This is a genomic window from Variovorax gossypii, assembly GCF_003965815.1.
Lineage (GTDB): Bacteria > Pseudomonadota > Gammaproteobacteria > Burkholderiales > Burkholderiaceae_C > Variovorax > Variovorax gossypii.
The window spans coordinates 314,303-329,097 of the sequence record NZ_RXOE01000004.1; the positions used below are offsets into that span (position 1 = coordinate 314,303).

At 67.8% G+C, this 14,795-nt stretch carries 17 protein-coding genes; 8 read left to right on the plus strand and 9 right to left on the minus strand.

The genetic code is table 11. The features are described 5' to 3' along the window. Positions 1-2: 2 nt before the first annotated feature. The 3 genes from EJP69_RS18275 to EJP69_RS18285 are packed head-to-tail and all read right to left on the minus strand — an operon-like array spanning position 3 to position 2,382. Positions 3-977, minus strand: coding sequence for a threonine/serine dehydratase (locus EJP69_RS18275; protein ID WP_126471913.1), 975 nt, complete (start codon positions 975-977; stop codon positions 3-5). After that, positions 974-1,942, minus strand: coding sequence for a 4-hydroxy-3-methylbut-2-enyl diphosphate reductase (gene ispH, locus EJP69_RS18280; protein WP_093197966.1), 969 nt, complete (start codon positions 1,940-1,942; stop codon positions 974-976). The genes EJP69_RS18275 and ispH overlap by 4 nt, the downstream gene beginning before the upstream one ends. Beyond that, positions 1,939-2,382, minus strand: a complete 444-nt coding sequence (locus EJP69_RS18285; protein ID WP_019656687.1) for an FKBP-type peptidyl-prolyl cis-trans isomerase — start codon at positions 2,380-2,382, stop codon at positions 1,939-1,941. Before EJP69_RS18285 ends, ispH begins: the two co-directional genes overlap by 4 nt. Before the next feature lie 107 nt (positions 2,383-2,489). Here EJP69_RS18285 and radC point away from each other — a divergent pair, with 107 nt between their 5' ends. Both radC and EJP69_RS18295 read left to right on the plus strand, forming a co-directional pair. Beyond that, positions 2,490-3,167 carry a RadC family protein gene (radC, locus tag EJP69_RS18290; RefSeq protein WP_093197968.1) on the plus strand — a complete coding sequence of 226 codons (678 nt, stop codon included), beginning with the start codon at positions 2,490-2,492 and terminating at the stop codon, positions 3,165-3,167. Continuing rightward, complete coding sequence (locus tag EJP69_RS18295) at positions 3,167-3,823, plus strand: Smr/MutS family protein (RefSeq protein ID WP_093302146.1); 657 nt, start codon at positions 3,167-3,169, stop codon at positions 3,821-3,823. The genes radC and EJP69_RS18295 overlap by 1 nt, the downstream gene beginning before the upstream one ends. Positions 3,824-3,837: 14 nt before the next feature. Here the strand turns inward: EJP69_RS18295 and EJP69_RS18300 are convergent, their stop codons facing one another. From EJP69_RS18300 to fabV, 3 genes are all read right to left on the minus strand, one after another. Then, on the minus strand, positions 3,838-5,061 hold the full coding sequence (locus tag EJP69_RS18300) for an NAD(P)/FAD-dependent oxidoreductase (protein ID WP_093197973.1): 1,224 nt from the start codon (positions 5,059-5,061) through the stop codon (positions 3,838-3,840). A gap of 153 nt (positions 5,062-5,214) precedes the next feature. After that, positions 5,215-5,634, minus strand: coding sequence for a group II truncated hemoglobin (locus EJP69_RS18305; protein ID WP_007839268.1), 420 nt, complete (start codon positions 5,632-5,634; stop codon positions 5,215-5,217). Between the two features lie 27 nt (positions 5,635-5,661). After that, complete coding sequence (gene fabV, locus EJP69_RS18310; protein WP_126471915.1) at positions 5,662-6,858, minus strand: enoyl-ACP reductase FabV; 1,197 nt, start codon at positions 6,856-6,858, stop codon at positions 5,662-5,664. A gap of 205 nt (positions 6,859-7,063) precedes the next feature. Between fabV and EJP69_RS18315 the strand changes: the two genes are divergently transcribed. The 5 genes from EJP69_RS18315 to EJP69_RS18335 all read left to right on the plus strand — a co-directional run bounded on the left by EJP69_RS18315 (position 7,064) and on the right by EJP69_RS18335 (position 11,225). Next, positions 7,064-7,894 (plus strand): ABC transporter substrate-binding protein, encoded by an 831-nt coding sequence (locus tag EJP69_RS18315; RefSeq protein ID WP_126471917.1) that lies wholly within the window; start codon positions 7,064-7,066, stop codon positions 7,892-7,894. A gap of 170 nt (positions 7,895-8,064) precedes the next feature. After that, the gene (locus tag EJP69_RS18320) at positions 8,065-8,760 is read left to right on the plus strand and encodes an amino acid ABC transporter permease (RefSeq protein ID WP_126471919.1); all 696 of its coding nucleotides are present in this window, start codon (positions 8,065-8,067) and stop codon (positions 8,758-8,760) included. A gap of 16 nt (positions 8,761-8,776) precedes the next feature. Continuing rightward, positions 8,777-9,487: an amino acid ABC transporter permease gene (locus tag EJP69_RS18325; RefSeq protein WP_093302151.1), complete on the plus strand. Its 711-nt coding sequence runs from the start codon at positions 8,777-8,779 to the stop codon at positions 9,485-9,487. Further along, positions 9,484-10,227 carry an amino acid ABC transporter ATP-binding protein gene (locus EJP69_RS18330; protein WP_093302154.1) on the plus strand — a complete coding sequence of 248 codons (744 nt, stop codon included), beginning with the start codon at positions 9,484-9,486 and terminating at the stop codon, positions 10,225-10,227. The genes EJP69_RS18325 and EJP69_RS18330 overlap by 4 nt, the downstream gene beginning before the upstream one ends. Beyond that, positions 10,224-11,225, plus strand: coding sequence for an isopenicillin N synthase family dioxygenase (locus EJP69_RS18335; RefSeq protein WP_093302156.1), 1,002 nt, complete (start codon positions 10,224-10,226; stop codon positions 11,223-11,225). The genes EJP69_RS18330 and EJP69_RS18335 overlap by 4 nt, the downstream gene beginning before the upstream one ends. Here the strand turns inward: EJP69_RS18335 and EJP69_RS18340 are convergent. The 3 genes from EJP69_RS18340 to EJP69_RS18350 all read right to left on the minus strand — a co-directional run bounded on the left by EJP69_RS18340 (position 11,168) and on the right by EJP69_RS18350 (position 13,588). Next, positions 11,168-11,491, minus strand: a complete 324-nt coding sequence (locus tag EJP69_RS18340) for a hypothetical protein (RefSeq protein ID WP_093302159.1) — start codon at positions 11,489-11,491, stop codon at positions 11,168-11,170. The two genes, EJP69_RS18335 and EJP69_RS18340, sit on opposite strands and share 58 nt — an antisense overlap. Further along, the gene (locus EJP69_RS18345; protein ID WP_093302161.1) at positions 11,488-12,177 is read right to left on the minus strand and encodes an HAD family hydrolase; all 690 of its coding nucleotides are present in this window, start codon (positions 12,175-12,177) and stop codon (positions 11,488-11,490) included. The genes EJP69_RS18340 and EJP69_RS18345 overlap by 4 nt, the downstream gene beginning before the upstream one ends. Positions 12,178-12,247: 70 nt before the next feature. Then, the gene (locus EJP69_RS18350; protein ID WP_093197997.1) at positions 12,248-13,588 is read right to left on the minus strand and encodes an MFS transporter; all 1,341 of its coding nucleotides are present in this window, start codon (positions 13,586-13,588) and stop codon (positions 12,248-12,250) included. 180 nt (positions 13,589-13,768) lie between these two features. On the opposite strand from EJP69_RS18350, the gene cyoA reads away from it, so the two are divergent. Next, positions 13,769-14,794: a ubiquinol oxidase subunit II gene (gene cyoA / locus EJP69_RS18355; RefSeq protein WP_093197999.1), complete on the plus strand. Its 1,026-nt coding sequence runs from the start codon at positions 13,769-13,771 to the stop codon at positions 14,792-14,794. The last annotated feature ends 1 nt before the right edge of the window (position 14,795 follow it).

Genomic DNA, 14,795 nt, shown 5'->3' on the forward strand with positions numbered 1-14,795 from the left:
TTTCAGGCGACCGTCGCGGGATCGACGTTCGCCCCGCAGACGATCAGGCACACCTTCTCGCCCGCGCGCGGCACGTAGACGCCGGTCTGCAGCGCCGCCAGCGGCAGCGCGGCGGCCGGCTCCACTGCCAGCTTCAGTTCCTTCCAGAGCCACTGCCGGGCTGCGCGGATGGCGTCGTCGGACAGCAGCAGCGCATCCTGCACCTGCTGCTGCGTGATCTCCCAGGCGATGGCGCCGATGCGGCGCGCGCCGAGCGAATCGGCGGCGATGCCGCCCACTTCCACATCGACCGGCTCGCCGGCCTCGCGGGCGCGGAACAGCGTGGGCGCCTTCTCGGGCTCCAGCGCCACGACGCGGGCGCGCTTCTCGAACCAGCCAGCCAGGCCGCCGATCAGGCCGCCGCCACCCACGCTCACCAGCACGGCATCGGGCAGGCCGCCCTGCTTTTCGATCTCGCGGCCCAGCGTGCCGGCGCCGGCCACCACTTCGGGCTGGTCGTAGGCGTGGGTGAGCAAGGCGCCCGATTCCTTCTGGCGCGCAAGGCAGGCGGCCAGCGCATCGGGGTAAAGCTCGCCGACCACGACCACCTCGGCGCCCAGTGCACGCAGCCGTGCGCGCTTGGCTTCGGGGGACACGCCCGGCAGGAACACCTGGCAGGGCACGCCCAGCGCCTGCGCCGCGGCGGCCGTCGCAATGCCCGCATTGCCGCCCGAGGCCACGACCACGCCGCTCGGCGGGATCTCGTTGGCCAGCAGCCGGTTCATCATGCCGCGCGCCTTGAAGCTGCCGCTGACCTGCATGTGCTCGAGCTTGAGCCAGATCTCGGCGCCCGGCGCATCGACGCCGAAGGCCGCCGCCGGCAGCTTCCACAGCGGGGTTTCACGCAGGAAGTGGCGGGCGCGCTCGCCCAGCCTTTGCGATGCGCTATCTATTTCGGAGCGCCAATCGACGGCGGGGGCGGTTTGCGTATTGCTCAAGAGATGTGTCCAGGAGGCGGAATGTCGTCGAGTTTGAGGCCCTTGGGCAGCGGGAACTTGATGGTTTCCTCGATGCCGTCCATCTTGCGGACCGACACGGCGCCGAATGCGCGCACCTGGTCGATCACGTCGCGCACCAGCACCTCGGGCGCCGAGGCGCCCGCGGTGATGCCGATGCGCGTCTTGCCCTCGAACCACGCGGGCTGGAGTTCGGCGGCCGAATCGACCATGTAGCTCTCGGTGCCCAAGCGCTGCGCCAGTTCGCGCAGCCGGTTGCTGTTGGAGCTGGTGGGGCTGCCGACGACGATCACGAGGTCGACCTGCGGGCTCATGATCTTCACCGCGTCCTGGCGGTTCTGGGTGGCGTAGCAGATGTCCTGCTGCTTGGGCTCGCGCACCTTGGGAAAGCGCATGCGCACGGCTGCGGCGATGTCGGCGGCGTCGTCCACGCTCAGCGTGGTCTGCGTGACCACGGCGAGCTTGTCGGTCTGCGCCGGGGCGACCTTTGCAACGTCTTCCACGTCTTCCACCAGGTGGATGCCGCTGGAGAGCTGGCCCATCGTGCCCTCGACCTCGGGGTGCCCCTTGTGGCCGATCATGATGAACTCGTAGCCTTCCTTCGCGAGCTTGGCGACCTCGACGTGCACCTTGGTCACCAGCGGGCAGGTGGCGTCGAAGATCGAGAAGCCGCGGTCGCGCGCCTCCTGCTCCACAGCCTTGCTCACGCCGTGCGCGCTGAACACCAGCGTGGCGCCGGGCGGCACGTCGGAGAGTTCCTCGATGAAGATCGCGCCCTTGGCCTTGAGCTCGTTCACCACGTAGGTGTTGTGCACGATCTCGTGGCGCACGTAGATGGGTGCGCCGAACTTGGCGATGGCGCGCTCGACGATCTCGATGGCGCGGTCCACGCCCGCGCAGAAGCCGCGCGGCTCGGCCAGGATGACTTCGGAGATTCCGGGGTTCATAGCACGCCGATGAGCTTCACTTCGAAGGTCACGGGCTGGCCCGCGAGCGGATGGTTGAAGTCGAAGCGCACCGCGGTGTCGTTCGATTCGATGACCGCGCCCGCGTAGCTGCCCGTGCCGTCGGGCGTGGGGAACTGCACCACGTCGCCCACGGCGTACTGCTCGTCGGGGTCGCCCATCTGCGCGAGCAGCTTCCTGGCCACCCACTGCTGCATGTCTGGATTGCGCTCGCCGAAGGCCTCGCCGGCGGGCAGCTCGAAGGTGGCGTGCGTGCCCTCCTCCAGGCCCATCAGGCGCTGCTCCATGGCGGGAGAAAGCTCGCCGGTGCCCAGCGACAGGGTCGCAGGCTTGTCGGCGAAAGTGTTGATGATGTCGCCCGCCGGCCCGGCCAGCCGGTAGTGCAGGGTGAGAAAGGAGCCGGAATTCACGACTTGGGACATGGAGCAGCGGAGGTGGGCAAAGACAGGGAGGTGTCCCGATAAACTGAGCCTCATTTTAAGGACCGGGGCTTCCACCCGGCTCCGCCAAGGTTTCACCCCGGGGTTTCATGTCTTTCAAGGATCTCCCTCTCGACGCCCGCCCGCGCGAAAAACTCATCTCGCGCGGCGCCTCCGCACTGGCCGACGCCGAGCTGCTGGCCCTGCTGCTGCGCACCGGCGTGGCGGGCAAGAACGTGCTGCAGCTCGCGCAGCAGCTGCTCGAGCGCTTCGGCGGCCTCTCGGGGTTGCTGCACACCGGCGCCGAAGACCTCAAGTCGGTCAAGGGCATGGGCGGCAGCGCCAAGCGCTCCGAACTCATCGCGGTGCTCGAGCTGGCGCGCCGCGCCATGGGCGAGAAGCTGCGCGAGCGCGCGGTGTTCGATTCGCCCGACGCGGTCAAGCAATACCTTCAGCTGCACATCGGCACGCGCCCCTACGAGGTGTTCGCGGTGGTTTTCCTCGACGTGCGGCACCGCATGATCGCGCTGGAGGAAATGTTCCGCGGCACGCTCACGCAGACCAGCGTCTATCCGCGGGAAGTGGTCACGCGCGCCATCCACCACCAGGCCGCGGCCGTGGTGCTGGCGCACAACCACCCGAGCGGCAGCATCGAGCCCTCGCGCGCCGACGAGTCGCTCACGCAGACGCTGCGCGCCGCGCTGGCCCTGGTTGACGTGCGCGTGCTCGACCACATCATCGTGAGCACCGGGCAGAGCTTCTCGATGGCCGAGAGGGGGCTGCTCTGATGGCCGCGCGCGCTCCCTCGATCAAGAATCTCGCCGACCTCAAGCAGGTGCAGCGCGTGCTCGCCGAAACCCGCGAGCGCGAGGCCGCGGAGGCGGCGGCCAAGGCGCAGGCCGAACGCAAGCGCGCGGCCGAGAAAGACCTGTTCGCCCGCGCCATCGGTGCCACCGAGCCGCTGCGCCGCAAGGCCGTGGTGCCGCTCGCGCCGGAGCCGCCCGCGCCCATCCCGGTGCAGCACCAGCTCGACGAGCAGCGCGTGCTGCGCGAATCGCTTTCCGACGAGTTCGACGTGACCACGCTGCTCGACGTGGACGACGCCATGAGCTTCCGCCGCCCCGGCATCGGAACCGACGTCACCGCACGGCTGCGCAAGGGCGACTGGGCGATCCAGGCGCAGGTCGACCTGCATGGGCTGCGCAGCGACGAGGCGCGCGAGACCCTGGGCGGCTTCATTCGCAATGCCTACAAGCAGGGCCTGCGCTGCGTGCGCGTGGTGCACGGCAAGGGACTGGGTTCGCCAGGCAAGCAGCCGGTGCTGAAGACCAAGACCCAGCGCTGGCTGATCCAGAAGAACGAGGTGATCGCCTTCGTGCAGGCCAAGCCGGCCGAGGGCGGAGCCGGGGCGCTCGTGGTGCTGCTGGCGCCTGCGCGGCGCTGAGCAGCTTCTTCGGCTCAGGCCAGCAGGTTCTTCAGCGGAACGGACGCATCCGCCACCGCCGCCGCATCGGGGCTGCGGCCCGCTTCGAGCAGCTTGCGGCTCATCATGTGGTCGACCGGAGCGTTCACCGACTCGACGCATACGAGCTGGCCGTCGACGTAGTGGAACAGCGAGAACGCTTCGGGCTTCGGACCCGCGCGTCGCACGCTGCTCAGGCCCGGCGTGCCTTCCGCGGGCATCAGGCCCACCATCTGCAGGCGCATGCTGCCCTGGTCGGACCAGAACCACGCGACCGCGTCGTGCGCGCGTGCCTCGCCGGTCAGCGTGGCGACCGCCGTGCGCGCCTGGTCGTTGGCGTTCTGCACCGATTCGAGCCGCAGCGCGCGGCCCGCGCGGCGATCGGGAAAGCGCGTGCAGTCGCCCACCGCGAGCACGCCGGCCGCGCTGGTCTGCATGTGGCCATCGACCACGATGCCGTCCGCGCACTCGATGCCCGCGGCTTGCGCGAGCGCGGTCTCGGGCACGGCGCCGATGCCCAGCAGCAGCAGGTCGACCGGCTGCTTCTCGCCGTTGACCTGCAGCGACACCAGCCGGTCGCCTTCGACCTCGAACGCGCCGGTCTGCGCGCCGAGCACGATGTCGATGCCCGCCGCGCGATGCGTGGCCAGCACGTGCGCCGACAGCTCGGGCGACACGGCACGCCCCAGCAGGCGTGGCGCGCTCTCGATGACCTGCACCGTCTTGCCGAGCGCCTTGGCGGTGGCCGCCACTTCGAGCCCGATGAAGCCGCCGCCGAGCACCGTGACCTTCTCCGCCGCTGCGAGCCGCGTGCGCAGGCGATGCGCCTCGTCGGCCGCACGCAGGCTGGCGACGTTCTCCAGGCCGGGCTTCAGGTCGGGCATCTGGCGCGCGCGCGTACCGGTGGCCAGCACCAGCTGCTCCCACGGCAGGATCGCGCCGGAACGCAGCGTGACGGTGTGCGCCTCGCGGTCGATGGCCACGGCCGCATCGCCCAGGTGCAGCGTGATGCCCGCCTCGCGATACCAGTCGGCGGCCTTGTGCGGCTGCGTGGTTTCCTCGGCGCTCTTCAGGAAGGCCTTGGACAGCGGCGGGCGGTGATACGGCTCGCAGGCCTCCTCGCAGACCAGGTGCACGCGCGCGCCCTGCCCGGCTTCAGCGAGGCCGGCGCAAAGCTGGGCCGCGGCGTGGCCGCCGCCGATGATGACGATGGAATTCATGGAAAGGTCCTTCGAGTCAATGTCTATTCAGTTCGCTGACGGTCCCGCCCTGTTGGCGGAACACCGCGGAACCGGCTTTGCCGGGCCGCAGGTGTTGCGCCCGGCAGGGGGTTGGCGCAGCGACACGAAGTGCGCGCAGCCTGGGGGCGAGCCTTATTCACCGCGGTTGCGCATCCAGTCGGCTGTCTTGAAGAAGGAGTCGCGAAGGCGTGCGCGCAGGTCTTCCGGCACGCCCGTCTCGCCCATCGCCTGGTCCATGCAGGCCAGCCACTGGTCGCGTTCCTTGATGCCGATGGTGTGGCCGCCAATGCTCTGCGGCAGGTGGCGCGCGCGCAGCATCGGGTGGCCGAAGCGATCGGTGTAGTGCTGCGGCCCGCCCAGCCAGCCGCAGAGGAACCAGAACAGGCGCTGGCGTGCATTGTCGAGGCTGGTGCCGTGCACCGCGCGCAGTTGCGCGTAGGCGGGCTCGAGGTCCATCAGGTCGTAGAAGCGCTCGACCAGCGCCTCCACTTTCGGCTCGCCGCCGATCCAGTCGAAGGGCGTGCCGGCGGGCGGCTTTTCTTGAATCTGCATGGGCGGAAGTATCCCCTCAGGCGCCTGCTAGAGCTGCACGAGGCCGGGAATGCCCACATCGGGGTTCACGTCGGCCTCGTAGTCCACGCCCTCCACGGCGAAGCCGAAGAGCCGCAGGAACTCGGTCTTGTAGCCGGCGAAATCGGTGAGCTCGCCGAGGTTGGCGTCGGTCACCTGCGGCCAGAGCTCCAGCACGCGCGACTGCACCTGCGGCGCCAGCTCCTTGTAGTCGGCGCGCAGGCGGCCTTCCTCGTCGATGTGCGGCGTGCCGCCGTAGAGGCTTTCGGCGTAGAGCCCGTGCACCTGCTCGATGCAGCCCTCGTGCGTGCCCTCTTCCTTCATCACCTTGAAGAGCAGCGACAGGTACAGAGGCATCATCGGAATCGCCGAGCTGGCCTGCGTGACCACCGCCTTGAGCACCGACACGCGCGCGTCGCCGCCCTTGGCCGCGAGCTGCGCGCGGATGCCCAGCACCTTCTGGTCGAGGTCCTTCTTGGCCTCGCCGATGGAGCCGTTCCAGTAGATGTCGTGCGTGATCTTCTCGCCCAGGTAGGTGAAGGCCGTGGTCTTGGCGCCATCGGCCAGCACGCCTGCCTGCTGCAGCGCGTCGATCCACATCTGCCAGTCTTCGCCGCCCATCACGGCCACGGTGTTGTCGATTTCCTCCTGCGTGGCGGGCTCGAGCACCGATTCCTTCACGGTCCCGCTGTCGGTGTCGAGGCCGCGCAAGGTCACCGCCTTGCCCACGGGCTTGAGCACCGAATTGAAGACCTGGCCGGTCTTCGGATGCGTGCGCCGCGGCGCGGCCAGGCTGTAGACGACGAGGTCGACCTGCCCCAGGTCGGCGCGGATGGTGTCGATGACCTGCTGCTTCATCGCGTCGGAGAAACCGTCGCCGTTGATGCTCTTCGCATAGCGGCCTTCGGCGTGTGCTGCGCGCTCGAAGGCGGCGGTGTTGTACCAGCCGGGCGAGCCGGGCTTGGTCTCGGTGCCGGCGCGCTCCATGAACACGCCCAGCGTGTCGGCGCCGCAGCCGAAGGCGGCCGTGATGCGCGCCGCGAGGCCGTAGCCTGTCGATGCGCCGATCACCAGCACCTTCTTCGGGCCGCCTTCGATGGCAGGCTTTGCCTTGACGTATTCGATCTGCTGGCGGACGTTGGCTTCGCAGCCGGCGGGATGGGTGGTGACGCAGATGAAACCGCGCACGCGGGGTTTGATGATCATGAGGATCTCGCTCGAAGAGATGCTGGAGGGAGGCGGGAAGGACCGGGAGAAAGGCGCCCGAAGCGCGTTTTTTGCGCCGCGAATTTAACCCAGCCCGAAAAAGCGGCCTTCAGCTTAACCATATGCATATGTCGATTGACGATTTAATAATCAGGGGTTTTATTGATATGGTCTCGCCCCTCTGCTTTCCACCAAGGAGAAGAACATGCGCATGAACCTGATTGCAGCCGCGGCCCTCGCCGCTTCCACTTTCCTGCTCGGCACCGCCGCCCACGCGGACCAGCTGGCCGACATCAAGAAGAAGGGCGAACTGGTCGTCGGCGTGCTCGGCACGGACGAGCCCGCGACCTTCGTCGACCCCAAGACCCGCCAGATCGTCGGCTACGAGGTGGACCTGGTGAACGCCGTCGCGAAGAAGATCGGCGTGAAGCCGGTGCTCAAGCAGATCGCCGTGGCCGCGCGCATTCCCGAGCTGCAACAAGGCCACGTGGACCTGGTGGCCGCCGGCCTCACGCACAACAAGGAGCGCGAGGCGCAGATCGATTTCTCGCTCACCACTTTCGTGACGGGCCAGAAGGCCATCGTGAAGAAGGACAGCGGCATCTCCGAAGTGCCGCAGCTCGCCGGCAAGAAGGTGCTGACCATCCGCGGCGGCACGCAGGAGCCGAACATCCGCAAGGCCGTGCCCAACGTCGAGGTCGTGACCTTCGACACGAGCCAGCAGGCCTTCCAGGCCCTGCAGCAAGGCAAGGGCGTGGGCTACGTGGACGACGAGGCCGCGCTGCTGCGCAGCTACGCCAAGCTGGGCCCGCAGAAGGCGCAGTACGTGGTGCTCAAGCAGAACCTGAGCACGGAGGCGCTGGCCATCGGCATCAAGAAGGGCGAGAGCGGCCTGAAGGCCGTGGTGGACGACACGCTGCGCGATCTCGAGAAGTCGGGCGAAGCGCAGAAGATCTTCATCAAGTGGTACGGCCCCGACACGGCATCGGGCTTCCAGTCGCGCGACTTCAAGCTCGAGAGCGACAAGATCGACTGAGCCAGGTCTCGAGCCTTTCTCCTTCCCCCGCTGGGGGAAGGCCGGGATGGGGGCAAGCGGCCTTCGCATGAGCGCCGCGTCGTTCCAGGCGCCGCCGTGCCCCTACCCCAACCCTCCCCCAGCGGGGGAGGGAGCCAAGCCCTCTCGCGGCGGTGATACTGTCGCCCCCCATGCCCCTGTTCGACTATTCCTTGCTGCTGACCGGCAAGTACCACGACATGCTTGTCGCGGGCCTGCTGCTGTCGCTGCAGCTGCTCGTGGCCTCGCTGGTGCTGGCGCTGCCCATCGCGCTGGTGGTGGCGCTGCTGCGGCTGTCGCCCTTCGCCCCGCTGCGCTGGCTCGGCTTTGCGTACGTGGAGTCGATCCGCAACATCCCGCTGCTCGCGCACATGCTCTTCTGGTATTTCGGCGCGCCCGAGCTGCTGCCTGAGGACATCAAGCAGTGGCTCTACGCGGGGCACATCGAGGCCTACAGCGCCATCATCGCGCTCGCGCTGTACACGGCGGCCTTCATGGCGGAAGACATCCGAAGCGGCATCCGCGCGATTCCCACCGTGCAGTTCGAGGCCGGCCGGGCGATGGGCTTCAGCTACCTCGCCACCATGCGCCGCGTGGTGCTGCCGCAGGCACTGCGCGTGACCATCCCGCCGCTCATCTCGCAGACGCTGAGCCTGTGGAAGAACACCTCCATCGCCACCGTGATCGGCGTGGCCGAGCTGATGTACCAGGCCGGCCAGGTCGAGAGCGCGACCTTCCGCAGCTTCGAGTCCTTCGCGTTCGCGAGCGCGGCCTACCTCACGGTGTCGCTGGCGATCACGGGACTGGCGACCTGGTATCACCACCGGTATCCGGTGCGGACGATCTGAGGAAGGCGACGGCGCGATGCTTCAGATCATCAACGACTACTGGGTCTACTTTCTCATCGGGCAGTACCCGAACGGCCCGCTTGGCGGGCTGGTGCTCACGCTGCTGCTGGCCTCCTGCGGGCTGGTGCTGGCATTGCCGCTGGGCATCGTGCTCGGGCTGGCGCGCGTGAGCCCGTGGCGCTGGCTGCGCTGGCCGGTCACGGGCTTCGTGTTCGTGGTGCGCGGGCTGCCGCTGCTGATGGTGATCTTCTGGGCCTATTTCTTCCTGCCCAGCGTCACCGGCGTGAAGACCGACCAGTTCACCACCATGCTGATCGCGCTGGTGATCTTCGATGCCGCCTACCTCGCCGAGATCGTGCGCGCCGGCATCCAGGGCCTGCCGCGCGGGCAGATGGAAACCGCCCGCGCACTGGGCCTGGGCTACGGCGCCGCGATGCGCCTCGTGGTGCTGCCGCAGGCGCTGCGCAGCATGCTGCCCTCGCTGGTGAACCAGTTCGTCTCGACCATCAAGGAGACCTCGCTGGGCTACATCATCGGGCTGGCCGAGGTGTCGTTCATCGCGACGCAGATCAACACGCAGGTGTTCACCAAGCCCGCGCAGATCTACCTGATCCTGGGCGGCACGTATTTCATCCTGTGCTTCGGCCTCTCGCGCTTCGCCTACTGGCTGGAACGCCGGCTCGCTCGCCGCGGCATCTCCACCGCCGCCACCAAGGTGTCCGCATGATCGAACTCGAAAAAGTCAACAAGTGGTACGGCAGCTACCACGCGCTGGTCGACGTGACCGAGACCATCCACAAGGGCGAGGTCGTCGTGGTGTGCGGGCCCTCGGGCTCGGGCAAGTCGACGCTGATCCGCACCTTCAACCGGCTGGAGCCGATCCAGTCGGGCCGCATCGTCGTTGACGGGCAGGACATCCACGCGCCGGGCCTGGACGTGAACGAATTCCGCTCGCGCATCGGCTTCGTGTTCCAGCAGTTCAACCTGTTCCCGCATCTCACGGTGCTGCAGAACTGCACGATGGCGCCGATGCAGCTGCGCGGCCTCACGCGCAAGCAGGCCGACGAACGCGCGATGGCGCTGCTGAACCGCGTCGGCCTGTCGAACAAGGCCAACGCCTGGCCGGGCGAACTGTCGGGCGGCCAGCAGCAGCGCGTGGCAATCGCCCGCGCGCTGGCCATGCAGCCGCCGCTGATGCTGTTCGACGAACCCACCAGCGCGCTCGACCCCGAGATGGTCGGAGAGGTGCTGCTGGTGATGCGCGACCTCACGCGCGACGGCATGACCATGGTCTGCGTAACGCACGAGATGGGCTTCGCGCGCGAGGTGGCCGACCGCGTGCTCTTCATGGACGAAGGCAAGGTGCTGGAGCGCGCCACGCCCGACGACTTCTTCAACCGGCCGCAGCATCCGCGCGCGCAGCAGTTCCTGGCCGACATCCGCTCCCCCTTCGCGAGAGACGCATGACCGACTCATCCCTCCCCCTCATCGACGTTTCCGCGCTCGTCGCAGGCACCGCCGGGCGCGATGCCGTCGCCGCGCAGATCGGCGCCGCCTGCCGCGCGCACGGCTTCTTCTACGTGACCGGCCACGGCGTCGACGCCACGCTGGTGAAGCGGCTCGAAGACCTGAGCCACCGCTTCTTCGATCTGCCCGAAGAAACCAAGATGCGGTGGCGCATGGCCCTCGGCGGTCGCGCCTGGCGCGGCTTCTTCCCGCTCGGCGGCGAGCTGACCTCGGGCCGGCCCGACTGGAAGGAAGGCCTGTATCTCGGCACCGAGCTGCCCGCCACGCATCCGCTGGTGCAGGCGAAGACGCCGGTGCACGGGCCGAACCTGTTCCCCGACGTGCCGGGCTTTCGCGAGACCATCCTCGACTACATGGAAGCCGTCACGCAGTTGGGCCACCGGCTGATGGAAGGCATTGCGCTGAGCCTCGGCCTGGAGGCCGGCTACTTCGCCGAGCGCTACACGGCCGACCCGCTGATCCTGTTCCGCCTCTTCAACTACCCGTCGCAACCGGTGCCCGAAGGCCTCGACGTGCAGTGGGGCGTGGGCGAGCACACCGACTACGGGCTGCTGACGATCCTGCACCAGGACCACATCGGCGGCCTCGCGGTGCACACGCCCGATGGATGGATCGACGCGCCGCCGGTGGCGGGCTCCTTCGTCTGCAACATCGGCGACATGCTCGACCGCATGACCGGCGGGCTCTACAAGTCGACGCCGCACCGCGTGAAGCGCAACACCTCGGGGCACGACCGGCTGTCGTTTCCCCTCTTCTTCGATCCGAACTTCGAGGCGCGCGTGCAGCGCATCGAAGGTCTGGCAGGGGCGGAAGCGCGCGACGACAGCGCCGAGCGCTGGGACCGCGCCAACGTGCACGCCTTCAGCGGGCGCTACGGCGACTACCTGCTCGCGAAGGTGTCGAAGGTGTTTCCGCAGTTGCGCGACGAGGTGCTCTGAACGGTGGGCACCGGCTCGTCGAGGAAGGCGTCTTCCCAGCGCTCGACTTCGGCGTCGGGATCGGAGATGGGCACGAGCTTGTCGCTGCGGCAGTAGAAGGTCCAGCCCTCGAACAGCACGTCGTAATAGGTGCCGGGCAGGTAGCGCTCGCTGGGCGCTTCGTAGGGCGCGGAGACCACCTCCACGATCCGGCCCACGGCACGCTCCGTGAAGGGCGACGCCAGGCAGCTGTCGACCACGTGGCAGAGCGTGCCGATCTTGATCATGCGGATTGCGCGTTGCGCGCCGGCTGCGGAAACCAGCGCGGCAGGTGCGCCAGCGCGTCGTGCAGCGAATCGAGCACGTGGAACGCCCGCTCGACGATGGATTCGGGCGGATGCTTGAGATCGGGCACGACCACCACCCGCAAGCCCGCCGCCAGCGCTGCCTTGGCGCCGTTCTCGCTGTCCTCGAAGGCGATGCATTCGGCCGGGTCCACGCCGAGACGCTCGGCCGCGAGCAGGTAGAGCGCCGGATCGGGCTTGGCGCGCACAACCTCGTCGCCGCCCGCGAAGGCCGAGAAGTGGTCCAGCACGCCGAGGCTGCCGAGGCAGGACTGGATCTGCACGCTGGTCGACGACGAAGCCACGGCGCAGCGCGTGCCGCGCTCGCGCAGCGCCGCCAGGATCTCGGCGGCGCCGGGCTTGATCGGGAACAGCGGCGTGCCGTCTGAGCGCTCCAGCTGCAGGCGCTGGCGCACGAGGTCTACTGCGTGGCTGTACGCGTCGGGCCCACCCAGCAGCGAGGCGAGGATCTGCTCGGACTCGGCGGTGGCCAGCCCCACCACCTGCATGTACTGGCTGTGCGAAAGCTCGATGCCGAGCGTGCGGGCGACATCGATCCAGGCAGCCATGATGGGGCGCTCCGAGTCGATCAGCAGCCCGTCCATGTCGAAGATTGCGGCGGCGAACATCGGGGCATCCTAATGAAAAACGAAAAAGGGGCCTGAGCGGCCCCTTTTTTCTTTCCTGTGCGAAGAGACCTCAGTCCCGCGCCAGCGCCCGGTTGAGCCCCAGCGCCGCCAGCGTGGCGATCGCACCCGACAACAGGTACACGCTCACGTAGGCCAGGCCGAAGTGGGCCGAGAGGCCGAGCGCGACCAGCGGAGCGAAGGCCGCGCCGATCAGCCAGGCCACGTCGGCCGTGAGCGCCGCACCGACGTAGCGGTACTTGGGCGCGAAGTTGGAGGTCACCGCGCCGGCTGCCTGGCCGTACGAGAGGCCCAGGATCACGAAGCCCAGCAGGATGAAGATGTCCTGGCCAACGCGGCCGCCGTCGAGCAGCGTGGGAGCGAAGCCGCTGAAAGCGGCGATCACCGCGGCCAGGCCGCCCAGCGTGAAGCGGCGGCCGATGCGGTCGGCCAGCAGGCCCGAGGCCACGATGCCGGCGGCGCCGAAGGCCGCGCCGATCATCTGGATCACCAGGAACTCGGTGACCGACTGGTCGGAGTACAGCGTGATCCACGACAGCGGGAACACCGTGATCAGGTGGAACAGCGCGTAGCTGGCCAGCGCGGCGAACGCACCGATCAGGATGTTGCTGCCCTGGGAGCTGACCAGCTCGGTGACGCTGGTGGGTTCCAGTTCGCGCTCTTCGAGCAGGCGCGAGTATTCGTCGGTGGCCACGAGGCGCAGGCGGGCGAAGAGCGCCACCACGTTGATCGCGAAGGCCACGTAGAAGGAATAGCGCCAGCCCCAGTCGAGGAAGTCTTCCGACGGCAGGCTGGAATACAGGTAGGCGAAAAGCGCGCTGGCAATGAAGAAGCCGATGGGCGCGCCCAGCTGGCCCAGCATGGCGTACCAGCCGCGGCGGTTGGCCGGCGCGTTCAGCGCCAGCAGCGACGGCAGGCCGTCCCACGAGCCGCCCAGCGCCAGGCCCTGGCCGAAACGGAACACAGACAGCAGCACGATGGCCGTGAAGCCCAGGCTCGAATAGCCCGGCAGGAAGGCGATGCCGGCGGTGGAGGTGCCAAGCACGAAGAGCGCCAGCGTGAGCTTGGCTTCCCGCCCGAAACGTCGCTGGATCATCATCGAGATGACAGTTCCGAACGGACGCGCGATGAAGGCGAACGAGAAGATCAGGAACGAATAGAGAACGCCCTCGAGATGCTGCTCGAACGGGAAGAAGACCGCCGGGAACACCAGCACCGAGGCGATGCCGTAGACGAAGAAGTCGAAATATTCGGAGGCGCGACCGATGACCACACCGACCGCGATCTCGCCGGGGGCGATGTGCGAGTGGTCGTCGCCCTGCCGGGCGCCGCCGTGATCGGCCGGATTCGGCAGCGGCTGTGCGCCTTGCGAAATGATGCTGGACGTCGTCATTGCTTGCTGTAATTCAGGTGTAACGCCGCGGCGCGACACCATAAGACCATGGGAGACCCCAGAGCGTCGCACCGAATCACATTTACCGCCATAGGACAAAACGTCCAATAGGCGAAACCCGTCATCGGGCGTAGATTGTGGGGTCTTTTTGCGTCGCCCCTGCACCTCTTTTCCCCCGGCATGCACATCCTCAAGAACCTTCGCCGAGCACTCCTGCTGCTCTCCGCCATGCTCCTGGCGGGCTGCAACACGGTGCTGATGAACCCCTCCGGCGACATCGCCCATCAGCAGGGACGCCTCATCGTCGTCTCCACCGTGCTGATGCTGATCATCATCATTCCGGTGATCGGCCTGACCATCTTCTTTGCCTGGCGCTATCGCCAGTCCAACAAGGAAGCCACCTACAGCCCCGACTGGGACCACTCCACCCAGCTCGAGCTGGCGATCTGGGCGGCGCCGCTGCTCATCATCATCGCGCTGGGCGCCATCACCTGGATCAGCACCCACGTGCTCGACCCCTACCAGCCGCTGCGCCGCCTCGACGCCCAGCGCCCGATCCCGGCGGAAACCAAGCCGCTGACGGTGGAAGTGGTGGCCCTCGACTGGAAGTGGCTCTTCATCTACCCCGAGCAGGGCATCGCCACGGTGAACGAGCTGGCCGCCCCGGTGGACCGTCCGATCACCTTCAAGATCACGGCCTCCTCGGTCATGAACTCCTTCTTCATTCCCGCGCTGGCCGGCCAGATCTATGCCATGCCGGGCATGGAGACCAAGCTGCACGCCGTCATCAACAAGCCGGGCGAGTTCGAAGGCTTCTCCGCCAACTACAGCGGCGCCGGCTTCTCGGGCATGCGCTTCAAGTTCCACGGCCTGAGCAACGAAGGCTTCGACCAGTGGGTGCAGAAGGTCAAGACCGGCAAGGACGGCGAACTCTCGCGCGACCTCTACAAGAAGCTCGAAGTGCCGAGCGAGCGCGAGCCCGTGCGCCACTACCCCACCGTTGCCTCCGACCTGTACGACGCGATCCTCAACCAGTGCGTGGACCGCAACAAGATGTGCATGAAGGAAATGATGGCCATCGACGCCAGCGGCGGCATGGGCAAGCCCGGCGCCTTCAACGTCGCCACCAAGCAGGCATGGGACGTCGACTCCCTCGATACGCCCAAGCGCAAGTACGTCACCGCGATGTGCACCACCGAAGAATAAG

What these genes read in the sequence shown, in the direction of transcription:
- ispH (WP_093197966.1), bottom strand. Translation starts at nt 1,942, where the DNA reads ATGAACCCCGGAATCTCCGAAGTCATCCTGGCCGAGCCGCGCGGCTTC.
- EJP69_RS18285 (WP_019656687.1), bottom strand. Translation starts at nt 2,382, where the DNA reads ATGTCCCAAGTCGTGAATTCCGGCTCCTTTCTCACCCTGCACTACCGG.
- radC (WP_093197968.1), top strand. Translation starts at nt 2,490, where the DNA reads ATGTCTTTCAAGGATCTCCCTCTCGACGCCCGCCCGCGCGAAAAACTC.
- EJP69_RS18295 (WP_093302146.1), top strand. Translation starts at nt 3,167, where the DNA reads ATGGCCGCGCGCGCTCCCTCGATCAAGAATCTCGCCGACCTCAAGCAG.
- EJP69_RS18300 (WP_093197973.1), bottom strand. Translation starts at nt 5,061, where the DNA reads ATGAATTCCATCGTCATCATCGGCGGCGGCCACGCCGCGGCCCAGCTT.
- EJP69_RS18305 (WP_007839268.1), bottom strand. Translation starts at nt 5,634, where the DNA reads ATGCAGATTCAAGAAAAGCCGCCCGCCGGCACGCCCTTCGACTGGATC.
- fabV (WP_126471915.1), bottom strand. Translation starts at nt 6,858, where the DNA reads ATGATCATCAAACCCCGCGTGCGCGGTTTCATCTGCGTCACCACCCAT.
- EJP69_RS18315 (WP_126471917.1), top strand. Translation starts at nt 7,064, where the DNA reads ATGCGCATGAACCTGATTGCAGCCGCGGCCCTCGCCGCTTCCACTTTC.
- EJP69_RS18320 (WP_126471919.1), top strand. Translation starts at nt 8,065, where the DNA reads ATGCCCCTGTTCGACTATTCCTTGCTGCTGACCGGCAAGTACCACGAC.
- EJP69_RS18325 (WP_093302151.1), top strand. Translation starts at nt 8,777, where the DNA reads ATGCTTCAGATCATCAACGACTACTGGGTCTACTTTCTCATCGGGCAG.
- EJP69_RS18330 (WP_093302154.1), top strand. Translation starts at nt 9,484, where the DNA reads ATGATCGAACTCGAAAAAGTCAACAAGTGGTACGGCAGCTACCACGCG.
- EJP69_RS18335 (WP_093302156.1), top strand. Translation starts at nt 10,224, where the DNA reads ATGACCGACTCATCCCTCCCCCTCATCGACGTTTCCGCGCTCGTCGCA.
- EJP69_RS18340 (WP_093302159.1), bottom strand. Translation starts at nt 11,491, where the DNA reads ATGATCAAGATCGGCACGCTCTGCCACGTGGTCGACAGCTGCCTGGCG.
- EJP69_RS18345 (WP_093302161.1), bottom strand. Translation starts at nt 12,177, where the DNA reads ATGTTCGCCGCCGCAATCTTCGACATGGACGGGCTGCTGATCGACTCG.
- EJP69_RS18350 (WP_093197997.1), bottom strand. Translation starts at nt 13,588, where the DNA reads ATGACGACGTCCAGCATCATTTCGCAAGGCGCACAGCCGCTGCCGAAT.
- cyoA (WP_093197999.1), top strand. Translation starts at nt 13,769, where the DNA reads ATGCACATCCTCAAGAACCTTCGCCGAGCACTCCTGCTGCTCTCCGCC.